The sequence below is a fragment of the Curvibacter sp. GW821-FHT09D12 genome, assembly GCF_059416245.1.
This window is the reverse complement of the sequence record NZ_JBWKOU010000001.1, coordinates 386,529-399,294: the sequence shown is the minus strand read 5'-3', so window position 1 is coordinate 399,294 and position 12,766 is coordinate 386,529. Positions and strand designations below refer to the sequence as shown.

General features: G+C 63.0%; 9 protein-coding genes, 1 tRNA gene and 1 riboswitch. Of the genes, 6 read left to right on the top strand and 4 right to left on the bottom strand.

The genetic code is table 11. The annotated features are described in order from the left end of the window. Nucleotides 1-5 precede the first annotated feature (5 nt). The 4 genes from AC07PT_RS01885 to thiD form a co-directional block, all read right to left on the bottom strand. Nucleotides 6-1,484, bottom strand: coding sequence for a hypothetical protein (locus AC07PT_RS01885; protein WP_494655586.1), 1,479 nt, complete (start codon nt 1,482-1,484; stop codon nt 6-8). 228 nt (nt 1,485-1,712) lie between these two features. Further along, nucleotides 1,713-4,571 carry a hypothetical protein gene (locus AC07PT_RS01880; protein WP_494655585.1) on the bottom strand — a complete coding sequence of 953 codons (2,859 nt, stop codon included), beginning with the start codon at nt 4,569-4,571 and terminating at the stop codon, nt 1,713-1,715. A gap of 293 nt (nt 4,572-4,864) precedes the next feature. Then, nucleotides 4,865-5,467 (bottom strand): hypothetical protein, encoded by a 603-nt coding sequence (locus AC07PT_RS01875; RefSeq protein ID WP_494655584.1) that lies wholly within the window; start codon nt 5,465-5,467, stop codon nt 4,865-4,867. Between the two features lie 351 nt (nt 5,468-5,818). Next, a complete protein-coding gene (thiD, locus tag AC07PT_RS01870; RefSeq protein ID WP_492345233.1) occupies nt 5,819-6,697 on the bottom strand; it encodes a bifunctional hydroxymethylpyrimidine kinase/phosphomethylpyrimidine kinase in 879 nt (292 codons plus the stop codon). A 117-nt stretch (nt 6,698-6,814) separates the two neighbouring features. Continuing rightward, nucleotides 6,815-6,946, top strand: a riboswitch (TPP riboswitch). A 166-nt stretch (nt 6,947-7,112) separates the two neighbouring features. Here thiD and AC07PT_RS01865 point away from each other — a divergent pair. The 6 genes from AC07PT_RS01865 to AC07PT_RS01840 all read left to right on the top strand — a co-directional run bounded on the left by AC07PT_RS01865 (nt 7,113) and on the right by AC07PT_RS01840 (nt 12,765). Then, nucleotides 7,113-8,228 carry an FAD-dependent oxidoreductase gene (locus tag AC07PT_RS01865; protein ID WP_492345232.1) on the top strand — a complete coding sequence of 372 codons (1,116 nt, stop codon included), beginning with the start codon at nt 7,113-7,115 and terminating at the stop codon, nt 8,226-8,228. Between the two features lie 4 nt (nt 8,229-8,232). Then, the gene (gene thiS, locus AC07PT_RS01860; RefSeq protein ID WP_492345231.1) at nt 8,233-8,430 is read left to right on the top strand and encodes a sulfur carrier protein ThiS; all 198 of its coding nucleotides are present in this window, start codon (nt 8,233-8,235) and stop codon (nt 8,428-8,430) included. Nucleotides 8,431-8,433: 3 nt separating this feature from the next. Next, nucleotides 8,434-9,255: a thiazole synthase gene (locus AC07PT_RS01855; protein ID WP_494655583.1), complete on the top strand. Its 822-nt coding sequence runs from the start codon at nt 8,434-8,436 to the stop codon at nt 9,253-9,255. A gap of 5 nt (nt 9,256-9,260) precedes the next feature. After that, the gene (locus AC07PT_RS01850; RefSeq protein WP_494655582.1) at nt 9,261-10,202 is read left to right on the top strand and encodes a thiamine phosphate synthase; all 942 of its coding nucleotides are present in this window, start codon (nt 9,261-9,263) and stop codon (nt 10,200-10,202) included. 213 nt (nt 10,203-10,415) lie between these two features. After that, nucleotides 10,416-12,647: a TonB-dependent siderophore receptor gene (locus AC07PT_RS01845; protein WP_494655581.1), complete on the top strand. Its 2,232-nt coding sequence runs from the start codon at nt 10,416-10,418 to the stop codon at nt 12,645-12,647. 42 nt (nt 12,648-12,689) lie between these two features. After that, nucleotides 12,690-12,765 (top strand) — tRNA-Asn (locus AC07PT_RS01840). The last annotated feature ends 1 nt before the right edge of the window (nt 12,766 follow it).

Genomic DNA, 12,766 nt, shown 5'->3' with positions numbered 1-12,766 from the left:
CCCCGTCAAAGAGGCACTGATCTGGTAGATGCCCGCCGGCACCGTGTACTGGAAAGTAGATGACGGTGCTGGCGTCGGAGGCGCTGTGCCCGCAGACACGGTGGCCGGCACGGTGATGGCACAACCTTTGGGGTTGAGCCCTCTTTGCGCAGGGTGAAGCTGGTCACGCTGGGGGTGACCGCCTGCAAAATCAGGTCGACACTGGAATAGGCCCATGCGAGCACATTGGCGCTGCCAGCCCGGCTGGCCTGAGCCCTTGCGACCGTGCCACCCGCCCAGGCCCAGGCCTTGTTGCTGACCAGCGCACCGGTGGTGACAAACTCAGGCTTCAGCGTGAGCTCGACCGTGATGCTGATGGCATCGCTTTGGCCGGGCGCGAGGCCCTGTGTGCCGTTGAGCAAGTCCAGCGTGCTTGAACTTGGGAAATCCAATGGTGCCGCGCTTCCGCAATCTCCCACCCCACGACCTGTGTAGGCCGCAGACGGCGTCAGGACCCCGGTTTTGGACAAGGGGGCGGAAAGCAGGCGCCACGAGGCCACCGCGCCTTCCGCTTGGCCAGTCAGGAACGTGCAGTCCAGGTTGTCAATGAGGTGCAGCGCGGGGGCGATGGCGCCACCGATGTTGCGGACACTGAGGGTGTAGTCCACCTCATAGACCCCTGCCGTGGCGGTGGGGCGCGGGCTGCTGACACTTTTGAGCAAGGCCAGTGCCGGCAACTGGGTGGGTACGGGCGTGGGCGAGCCATCGTTCGTGGGGTCTCCGTCGCCATTGACGTCCGGGTTGACGCCGTCGACTGAATCATCACACACCGTGGTCGGCGGAGGCCCCACGGTCTGTGCACAGGCCCGGGCGCTGTTGTAAAGCAGGCCCTGACGGCCGCTGAGGTTGTACCGCACATCAAAGCGCAGGGTGAACTCGGCCCCGCGCGGCAGACTCACCTCCCCTTGCAAAAGGTTGCTGGCAGCGGTCTGGCCGGTGAAGCCTTGATTGAGCGAGCTGGCGTTGATCGGGGCCGTGGTGAACAGCAGCACCAGGCTGTTGGGCAAGACCGTGTATTGGCCGACACCCGGTACGGCATTGGGCGTGTAGCTGCCCAGTTGACTGGCCCCACTGCCTTCGATTTGATCAAGCAGGACGACCTTGGACAGGGTGTCCTGAGCGTAACTGCGCACCCGCAAGGTGAAGGACACGGTGGCCGTGCCATCCGGAGTGCCCGAGGCATCCAGATTGACGATGGGCTGGCTGGCCTGCTTGGCCACGCCAATGCGGTCGGTGTCGAAGGGAACCTGAACGTACACCTCGTTGGAAGGCTTGAGCAAGGGAAGCGTGTCAATCGACAGCAGGACCCCTGCGATGTTGGGAATCAAGGTGCCCGGGGGCGCCACGGCGGCCCAGGCACCGCAGGCCAACAGCGACGCCAGAAGCAGGGCCTGCGTCCCACGGACACAAACCGCTCGAAACAAGATGCTCAACAAACGCCACATGGCAGGTGATTCCGATGGAGGTGCACCGGGGCGGGGTCTGACCCAGCCCCCTGCGCAACAAGGGAGGCGACACCGCACCAACCCGAGCGCCCGAGGCGGGTTGCAGCAGATGCGATGTCAAGAAATTGGGGGACAGGACAGATCAGGGATCTTCCCGTCGGATGGAGGCCGGACCGGCCCCAAGTTGGAGGCCCCCGGCGCCGTCGGCGCTGGGGGCTGGATGAACACTTACTGGTTCAATTGCACGGCAAAGGTCAGCGTCATGATGCCCCCCGGGCCCATGGTCGTCGCGCTACCGCAAATCACACCCGAGGTACCTGCCTGGTGGGTCAGGCTGACCGTGCCAGTCGTGTTGGTGCTGGTGCACTGGCTGGCCGGCTGCTTGGCAGCCCAGGTGGTGTAGGCCGGCACCATGTCGTTGATCGCGACATTGCTCAGGGAAGTGGCCCCATAGTTGGTGGCCGTGATCTGGTAGATCACGCAAGTGCCTGGCTTTTGCGTCAAGGTGGCCGTGGTGAACACGGTGGCAGAGCCTGTGCAAGCCAAATCAGCCGCCTGGGTCTTGACCACCACCAATTGCTTGGCAGTCTGCACGGTGGTGCTGTCCACGTTGCTGACGGTTCCGCAATCGTCGCCGGGCGCGGGGTTGTCAGTCACGGTGAGCGTGGCATTGTTGATGTAGCCATCCGAGACACCCGCAGGCGCGGTCACCGTCAAACGGATCTTCCATTGCTTGCCCGCCAGCAACTGCGGAACGGTGCCCGTGGTGCCGATGGGGGTGGTGGTACCCGTCGCATCATCAATGTAGGCCAGCGCATAGCTCCAGCCAGCCGACACGTCGGTCGTCGGCATGCCGACGGCCACCTTGAAGCCGCCAGTACCGCAAGTTTGCGTCCCGACGTTGCTCAAGGTATGCAGATAGACCACCGAACCGGGTGTGGCCACCTGACCGGTCTGGCTGGAAGTCAGCAGCAGCTTCTTGAACTTGGCAGGCTTGACCTCCACAGCGTCCTGCAGCACGTCGCTGACGATGATGCCGGTCGATGCCGCAGCGCTCGAGATCGCCTGGAAGTAGATCGGCTGGATCACATCCGTGGTGGCTGTGGTGGCCGGGGTCACGCAGGCCATGACCTGCAGTTGAGCGCCCGCAGCTACCGCTACCGGTTGGGTCAACTGAGCGGGCATGGTGGTCGCCGGCGGCGTCGGCACGCAGGAGGTGCCGGCGGCATAGTAGGTGACCGTCCACGACGCAGGCAGATTGCCTGGGAAGGCTGCGCTGGAACTCGCGTTCAGCTGGTAGGTGTTGTCCTTCGAGTCGGTGTTCTTGATGAACAGCGGGAAGCCCACAGGCACGCCCGGGGTGGTCCCGAGGGTCATGGTCGGGCTCGGGCTGGGGCCCGCACCGAGGTCACCATTGCCCAACAGACCCGAGCCCGTGCCGGCGGCCGTGTTGGTCAAATCGACCCCGGCGACCAGCACCACTTTGCCCACCTGGTCCCAGACCGAGTCCAGCACGCTGAGACCGCCAGCCGCCGAAGTGGCCGTGATCAGCACGTTGTACGGCCCGCTGCCCACGACGGCATCAGGCGGCAGAATGGCCTTGACCACCACCACGTAGCTGGTCCCCGGGTCCAGAGGACCGGTATCGGGGACGCCGTCGTTGTTGGTGTCCAGCAATGGGGTCAACCCGTCTGACTTGAACAGATCGAATCGGGTACCTGCCGGGTAAGGGCTTTGTGCCGGATCGGTCGCTGCCTTGATGTTGAACGAATCAACCGCATTGCCGGTGTTGACGATGTAGTTGTTGAAACGCACCGAACCATTGGGGGTCACGGTCGCTTGGGTGACCAGGTTGTTCTGGGCGGTCGAAATCGCCGGAGGCGTGCTCGCATCCTTCACCGGGTTGGTATCAATGCTGGCAGCGACGACACCGTAGATCACCGAAGGCGAGAACGGAACCTTGTTGGTCGGCGTGGTGGTGCAGCTGTCGCCCGCAGAACCCGCGGTGGGGCAATCACCCGAGCCGTAGTAAGCCACGTTGGCCGTGTTCGAGCCATCGGGCTTGGCCGTGTTGTTGACCAACACGACAAAACTCAAAGTGCCTTGCTGGCCGACGGCGACGTTGGCCACCGTGGCGCGCACGGTGCTGCCGTTCACGCTGTAGATCACCGCGCCCGAGTTGGCGGGCTCGGCCAATGCAACACCGCCGTTGCCGCTCCAGACGGCAGAACCAGTGACGTAAGTCAGGCCGGTAGGCAAGGTATCCCGGACCGAGAACGCGCCGGCCTTGGCGCCTGTGTTGCTGAAGCTGATGGTGTAGACCGCGTAGGTACAGCCAGGGGCCGAACCCAGGGCCGCCGACCAGGTGGTCGAGCAGCTTGCCGCAGACGGTGGGCCACCGGTGATGGCTTTGGGCCAATCAACGCCGCCAGGTGCTTTGACACCGGGCAGGCTCAAGGACTTGGTGACCGAGAAGGCGGTACCGTCGGTCAGGTTGACCGTGTCCAGGTTGGTGACAGTGAGGTTGCTGGACGGATAGAGCGAGGGGGTCCCTGCCGCAGCCGTGACGGTCGCCTTGCTGGTCCATGTGCCAGTGGCTGTCGAGGGCACAGAGTAGGCCACCACAAAACGGAACACGCCACCATTGCCGGCCACTGTCTGATCAAAGCCTGTGGTACAGACCGTGGCGATGTCCGAGGCGCACAGCGCTGTCCCTGACGGCAAACCGGTACCGTTGGCATCTGCGTAAATGGCGATCTTGGTGAAGGGCGGCGCGCCGGCCAAGGTCTCTGCCACGCTCAACCTGAACTTGTCAGAACCGTTGCCGGTGTTGGTCAAGGTGTGAGGCATGTAGACCGTGTTGCCAGCCGACGCCGATTTGGTGTTGGCGTCCACCAGGGTAAAAGCCCCCACCTGCTGAACCACCGTCAAGGCGTTGTTGGATTTGGACTCCTGCTGAGTCCCACCCGAGTCGATGTAGCGCGCGAGCGCCTGATTGCCAATTTCAGTCCCCGCCTCGGGTGGTGCGGCGTAGGCTGAACCCAAGGTGACCAAAGAGCCCAGAACCAGGGTGCCAACCCAGTTCATGAAACTCTTGCGGCCACCACCATGTGGACCAGAGTTGATTTTCAAAATAACCTCCTGCGTCGGCCCTGGTTCAAAGTAGCTGAAATATCACGCCACCCAATTTCTCACAGGCGAGCGACATCAAAGCAATTCATCAATTGCCCAAATACCTTGAACCAAAGCCGACTTGAAGAAAAATCCCTGTCACCAGTGAATAGCAACAGGAAGAGGACACCCACACGCCGACCACTCGGCCTATGAAGATGAGATGTTTTGGATTGATCCTCAGAGAATTGGATCAATCCATGATGGGATTATTTTCGAGAGATCGGGACAGCCTGGGCTGAATCCGGTTTGACCGCAGGCTTGAACGACTCAAGCTGAGCGCGTGCAGAGACAGTTTGCGTGGCGCCGGGCGCCAACTGGCCCAACTCCCACTTGAGCGAGCGGTACTGCGCGTAGGGAACGGGTTCGACCTGAACACGGCCGTTGACACGCACCTGATGGGTCAGAGGTTCGGCCGCATAGGCCCCACTGGCAGTGGCGGACAGGGCCTTGCCCGGTCCTGGCCGGGCGGTTTTTGGGAGGTACTCCATGCCTTCTGGAATGGGCAGGATGGCCTGAAGGCCCGAGACAGGTTTGGCGTCCTGATTGGTGTAGGTCGCACGGTATTCAATCACGTCACCCGGCTTGATGGATGGGGCATCCATCAGGGTTTCCTTTCCATTCTCCAAGGTAACCACTTTGTATTGGTCGAGTCGCACCTTGATCGGGGAGGCCTTGACGCTCGCGGCTGTATCAACGGGTTTGGAAACAGGCTGAGCCCAGATTACAGGCTGGAAACCTGCCAACAAAAAAGCCACCAGAAATTTCTTGATGAAAGCATCCAATCCCGAATGACGCATATTCAAAAACATAGATAAACCTTCTTTGCGATAAACATTGACAACGCAACCGAGTGGCCACAACCGTAAAACCATTTGTTGCGTGTGTAATCTTAATAGTGCCCTTGGGACGTCAATGTAGGAGAAGGCCGCAGATTGCTATGTGAATATTTGAATCAATATGAAAGCATATCCAATGGAATCACCGTGAATTTCGCACACATATGGAAGAAATGACATCAAAGGGATCAAAAAATCGCATCAACGGCAGTTCAAATATATGCTCTGGATGCAACTGATACGTCGCAAAACATCATTACGTCTAGCTTACGGCATGCGCCTCGGCCAGCCTGGCGCGCGCCTCAGCCACCCCAGGGGGGCGGATCAGACTGGCAAGCGGTGCATGGGCAAGGGCGCAAATCCGTGGTTCAGCGGGCCATGACCTCGCCCTGTCTGCACGAAGGCGCCCGCCTCGATGGCTTGAAGAACATAAGACCTGGCGGCACGGACGGCCTGCGGCAGGGTCTGCCCCAGCGCCAATTGGCAGGCGATTGCAGAAGACAGCGTGCAGCCCGTGCCGTGCACGTTCGCACCCACAATGCGACGGCTGGCCAGGTGCAGGTGCTCACCGTCTGCAGTCAACAGCAGGTCGACCACCTCGTCTCCCGGAAGGTGCCCTCCCTTGAGCAGCACGGCCTGTGCCCCCAGCCCGATCAGCCGCTGCGCAGCGGGCAGCAGTTGTGCTGCCTCAGTGATGCGTTGACCGAGCAGGCACTCGGCCTCATCGAGGTTAGGGGTCACCAGTGCGGCACAGGGGAATAGCCTCTCGACCATCACGGAAACCGTCTCTTTGGCCATCAACAGGTCACCACTCGTCGCCACCATCACAGGGTCGACCACCACCTTCCCCCAAGCGTGACGTTGAATGGCAGCCACCACCGCGTGCACCAGCTCGGGCGTGGCGAGCATGCCCGTCTTGACGGCGTCAATGCCGATGTCCTCAGCCACGGCGTCGATTTCCTGGACCAGGTGCTCGACGGGTACGGGGTGCACAGCGCGTACACCCTGGGTGTTTTGCGCTGTGAGCGCCGTGATGGCAGTCATGCCATAACACCCGTGGGCCGCCATGGTCTTGAGATCGGCCTGGATGCCGGCGCCGCCGCCGCTGTCGGATCCAGCGATGCTCAGCACGCGCACATATCGGCAAGGTTGGGGCGGCAAAACGCTGGCAAGAGGCGAAGCCGGGGCGGCATGGAAGGTCATGAAACGAAGGTCGATAGAGCCCAAAGTAACCGATTATGGCCACCGCAAGTCCCTCGGATCGGATGCCAACGCACTGGCCCGATTGGCGGGAGGATCACCCGTTGCATAATTCGGGCGCGGATGAAACAGGGGTGCCTGTCGGAGGTTCATGCGGTGCGAACAGCGCTGTATCGACTTTGACCTGGCTGAGAAAGACCCTCATGACCCGATCCAGATCATGCTGGCGTGGGAAGTTTCAAACATCAACGACGCGTGGCCTCGTTTCGTCCTCACCCCCTGTATCCAGGTAAAGGACTGACGACATGCCCCCTCTGAACGCCCCAGGCCATCGCTTCTCAGCGACTTCGCCCCTCGTCCCAATTTCGCGATCGCCTTCGACCTGCCCTACCGTCCTGCAACCGGGCGGCAAATCGCCATGCTGATCCGACGTCACCAGAAGGTCATCATCCTGGGAGCCGGACTGATGGGCCGCTTGCTGGGCCTGCAATTGCTGCGTGCTGGCCACCCAGTGACCCTGCATGATGCGGCAGGGCCGGACGCCGATGGGTCCGCAGCCCGTGTGGCGGCGGCCATGCTGGCCCCGCTGGCCGAGTCCGCGATCACCGAACCCTGCGTCGTGCGCATGGGCCAGTACGCCCTGGAGCGCTGGCCCGAGTTGCTGGCGCTGTTGCGTCGTCCTGTGTTCTTTCAGCGTGCAGGCACACTGGTCGTCTGGCACCGTCAGGACCGGGCTGAAGCGGCGCGCTTCGAAGGTCTGCTCCGCTCAACCCAGCAGGCGGTACCAGGCCTGCCTGAGCTGCTGCGCCTGGATGCCAATGATTTCGCCCAGCACGAGCCAGCCCTTGCCCAGCGGTTTCACCAGGGCCTGCTCCTGCCCGGCGAGGGGCAACTCGACAATCGAGGCCTGCTGCAATCCCTGCTGCACGAGTTGGAACAGGAAGGCGCCAGGATGCACTGGCAAAGCCCGCAAACACCGGCTGACTTCGAATGGGATGAAGACAGCTTTGTCATCGACTGTCGCGGCATGGGGTCGCGTCCTCAATGGCCAGGCCTGCGCGCCGTGCGCGGCGAGGTGGTGCGCCTGCATGCCCCTGAGGTGAGTTTGGCCCGCCCCACCCGCTTGATTCACCCCCGCTACCCGATCTACATTGCCCCCAAGCCTGACCACGTATTTGTGGTGGGCGCGACCGAGATCGAAAGCGATGACAACAGCCCGGCCAGCGTGCGCTCGACCCTGGAGTTGTTGAGCGCCGCCTACACCGTGCACCCCGGCTTTGCCGAGGCACGCATTCTGGAGCTCAACACCCAGTGCCGCCCCACCCTGCCTGACAACCTGCCCTGCCTGAGGCGTTGCGGGCCCCGCTTGGTGCAGATCAACGGCTTGTACCGGCATGGCTTCATGATTTCGCCCGCCCTGGCGGATGTCGCCATGGCCTGGATGACCCAGGGCGATACCCAACTGGCCGAACGGCTGGGGGTGAACTTGGACCACGCGGCCCCATCCCGGCCCTGCCTTGCACAAGCCCACTGAGCCCATGGACATCGAAATCAACCAACGCCCCGTGCAATGGCCCGAAGAAGGCACCCTGGCAGAGCTGCTGAGCCACCAGGGTTTCACCCCCCCCTTCGCGGTGGCAATCAACACGCGCTTCGTGCCGCGGTCGGCTTATGCCCAAACCCGCTTGCAAGCGGGCGACCGCGTCGAAGTGATCACCCCAGTCACCGGAGGCTGAACCATGACCCCATCCATCACTCCCCCCCATGATCCGCTGATCCTCTACGGACAATCATTTGAGAGCCGGCTGATGCTGGGCACGGCGCGCTATCCCTCGCCAGCCACCCTGGAAGCCGCAGTACGCATGGCCCGGCCAGCGATGCTGACCGCCTCGCTGCGACGCCAGGCCAGTGCGGGCGCGGGCGCGGGCGCTGCCCAGCACAATGACTTCTGGCGGCTGCTTCAACAGCTGGGGGTTCCCGTTTTGCCCAACACCGCCGGCTGCCATACGCCCCAGGAAGCCATCACCACGGCCCAGATGGCCCGTGAGGTGTTTGAAACCGACTGGATCAAGCTGGAGCTGATCGGTGACGACTACACCTTGCAGCCTGACACGCTGAACCTGGTCCCGGTGGCCGAACAACTGATCCGCGATGGTTTTCGCGTGCTGCCTTACTGCACCGATGACCTGGTGCTCTGCCAGCGCCTGGTCGACGTCGGATGCCAGGCCGTGATGCCCTGGGCAGCCCCCATTGGCACCGGCAAGGGCCCGATCAACCCCAGTGCTTTGCAAACCCTGCGCGAGCGACTGGATGTGCCGCTGATCGTCGACGCCGGCCTGGGGCGGCCTTCGCACGCCTGCACCGTGATGGAATGGGGGTTTGACGCCGTGCTGCTGAACACGGCCGTGGCACTGGCACATAACCCTGTCCAGATGGCCGGCGCCTTCGCCCAGGCCGTGACCGCCGGGCGACAAGCCCGCTTGGCCGGCACCATGCAGGCCCAGGACAACGCCCAACCCAGCACCCCAGTGCTGGGTACTCCTTTCTGGCACCACGCCTGAGCACCATGACACACCCCTCCCCCCCTGAACTGCTGGCCCAGGCCATCCTGAGCACCCACCAGGCTCGCTTCGGCGGGCCTGGCCGACTGCCACCCGCCCCCGTGTCGCCTGAATGGCCGCCCTTGCAGCAGGCCGCCTGGCAGGCCTGCAGGGCCCTGGGTTTCATTGACATCGACGCCCATTGCCTGGCCCGGGCCTGGCAGTCACGCGCCGAACGCACCGGACAATGCGACGATCTGAGTTGGCCCGACCAGCCACAGGACTTCGGCCTGGGCCGCTATCCCACCGACCGGCCCGCGTTTGCGCCCTGCCCTCGGGCGCTGGGGCTGTATGTGGTGGCACCGGATGCCGACTGGATCGCACGCCTGGCCCACATGGGCATCCCCACCTTGCAACTGCGGTTCAAATCTCAAGACCTGTCGGCCGTGCGTGCAGAAATCAAGGCCGCCATCGCCGCCGTCCAGGGCACCGATATTCGACTTTTCATCAATGACCACTGGCAAATCGCCCTCGATGAGGGCGCCTGGGGCATTCACCTGGGTCAGGAAGATCTGTCAGATCTGGCTGATACGGACCTGGTGGCCATGCGTGACGCCGGAGTGCGCCTGGGAGTCAGCACCCATGGCTACGCCGAAATGGTGTTGGCTGATCAGGTCCGCCCCAGTTATATCGCCATGGGCGCGGTCTATCCCACCACCTTGAAAGCCATGCCCACTGCGCCTCAGGGCATCGCCCGCCTGATGGCGTACGCCGATTTGCTGAACCGCCAGCAGCCTCCCTACCCCCTGGTGGCCATCGGCGGCATTGACCGCGCGCGCCTGCCCGAGGTTTTGCCCAGCGGGGTCGGCAGTGTGGCCGTGGTGCGCGCCGTCCTGGCCGCCGCCAATCCCCAAGCCGAAGCACAGGCTTTCATCCAGGCCATGAAAGGCTCGGCCGCCGAGCCTTGACGGCCTGTTTACAATGCCGCCATCTCGCTGTCACATTGACCGCGAGGCCGCTAGGGGTGTCCCGGAGGTTTGCCTCCAGGACTGAGAGAGTCCCTTTGAACCTGATTGAGATCATCCTCGCGCAGGGAAGCCCGACGTGCCGGCCGCAGCATTGCCCATGCCTGCGAGCCCCGCCACACGACTGCTTTGCGCCAGGATCACGGAAGCCGAACCATGACCTGCCGACACCGTTACCCCACATCCCCCTTGACGCCTTGCGCCATCGCGGCCTTGCTGCTGATGGGGCCATTGGCCTGGGCACAGGATGCCAGTCTTCAACCCGTTGTCGTGAACGAGCGCAGCTCGGCGCCCGTGGCCGACGTGACGGGCTTCGGGGATGTGCCAGTCCGTGAGGTACCCGCGTCGGTCACGGTGATTGGCCGGGAGCAACTTGACGCCCTCGGGGCGCGCCGGCTGGCCGATCTGACCACCCTCGATGCCTCGGTCACCGATGGCTACAACGCACCCGGTTATTGGGATTTTCTGACCATTCGCGGCTACACGCTCAACCAAAATTACAACTACCGGCGCGAGGGCCTGCCGATCAGTGCCGAAACCGTGATCCCGCTCGACAACAAGGATCACATCGAAATCCTGAAGGGCACCAGTGGCATCCAGGCCGGGACCAGCGCGCCTGGCGGCCTTGTCAATTACGTGGTGAAACGCCCCACCGAAACGCCCTTGCGCGAATTGACTCTGGGCCTCAGCGAACGGGGCACCCGCCTGATGGCGATGGACCTGGGCGGCAGGACCGAGAACAAGGTGATCGGCTACCGGCTCAACGTTGCCCATGAGGACATGCGCCCCCTGGTCGATGCCACGAACGGTCACCGTGATCTGTTCGCCTTGGCATTGGATGCCCGCGTCAGCCGCAACACCGTGGTCGCTGGCGAATTCGAATGGAGCAGCCTGACACAGCCCAGCGTGCCCGGACAAAGCCTGTTGGGTAACCAGTTGCCGGCGGTGGGTGACCCCAACGTCAACTTGAACAATCAGCCCTGGTCCAAGCCCAACCACTTTGACAGCCTCACCGGCACGCTGCGGGTCGACCAACTGATCAACGAAACCTGGAGCTGGCAGGCCCAGTACGGGCGCCAGAAGCTCAAGAGCGACGACCGCCTGGCCTACCCCTTTGGTTGCAGCGACCCGGTCAGTGGCGCCTACTATGCGGACCGATATTGCCCATCCAGCAGCACCGGCAAGACCAACGTGGGCCTGGCCGACATCTACCAGTTTGAAAGCAACAATGAACGGCGCAGCCAACAGGCGGCTCAATTCAAACTGCTCGGCAATGTGCGCTGGGGCAGCGTGCAGCACCAGGTCAGCACCGGCCTGTTGCGCAGTGTGCTGAACAACCGCTTTGGCTTCCAGGCCGATGCCTCGGCGCCCGTGGGCCAGGCCACCACCGATGGACAGACCCGCATCCCCAGCCCCAACCCGCCCCTGGCCTTCATCACCCCCAACACCAACCGGGACGAATACTCGACCGAAGTGTTTGTGCAGGACATGGCGCGCTGGACCCCTCGTTTTGTGACCTGGGCCGGGCTGCGCCACACCGAGCTGGATCGCCACAGCATCCAGACCGACGGCGGGCAGGAAACCCGCTATCGGCAAAGCTTCAACAGCCCCTGGCTGGGCGCCAGCTATGACCTGGGATCGGGGTTGTCGCTGTACGGTAGTTGGGGACGGGGGACAGAATCCGCAGTCGCCCCCAACCGTCCCTACTACGCCAACGCAGGCTCGGCCATTCCAGTAGCGGTCAGTACCCAGAAGGAAATCGGGTTCAAACAGGCCCTGACCCAGGGCGCCTGGCAAGTGAACTACTTCGACATCCGCAGACCCGCCTTGTATGAAACCCAGTTGGCTGGGACGGCAGGTGCCAACACGGCCCAGCTCTGCCCCGCCAGCGCCAGTGATTGCCGGGTGCAAAGCTTTGACGGCGACGCCCACCATCAAGGACTGGAGCTGTCTGGCGACCATCGCATGGGCGCCTGGCGCCTGGGCGGAAGTGCCATGTGGCTACGTGCCGTGCGCGACAGCGCAGATGCGAGCCTCAACGGCCACGCGCCCACCAACGTGCCCTCACGGGTGCTGCGCCTGCGCGCCGACTACACAGTGGCCCAACTCCCAGGTTTGACCGTGGGCGGTGGCATCAGCCACGAGGGACCACGCAAGGTGATTGACAACAGTGCCGAGCAGGTGTCGCTGGCCTCTTGGACCCGGGTTGACGCCCTGCTGAGTTTTCAACAGAAGCTCTCGCCAGAAACCCGAACGCTCTGGACTTTGGGCGTGACCAATCTGTTCGACCGCCGCTACTGGCGTGAATCGCCAACCAGCTACGGGCACCTCTACCTGTACCCTGGTGCGGCGAGAACTTGGCGTCTGACGATGAAAACAAGCTTTTGAGTTCTCAAGCCCCAATTTTTGTGTATATAATCTAAGTCTTGTTCCTCGATAGCTCAGTCGGTAGAGCGCCGGACTGTTAATCCGTAGGTCCCTGGTTCGAGCCCAGGTCGAGGAGCCAT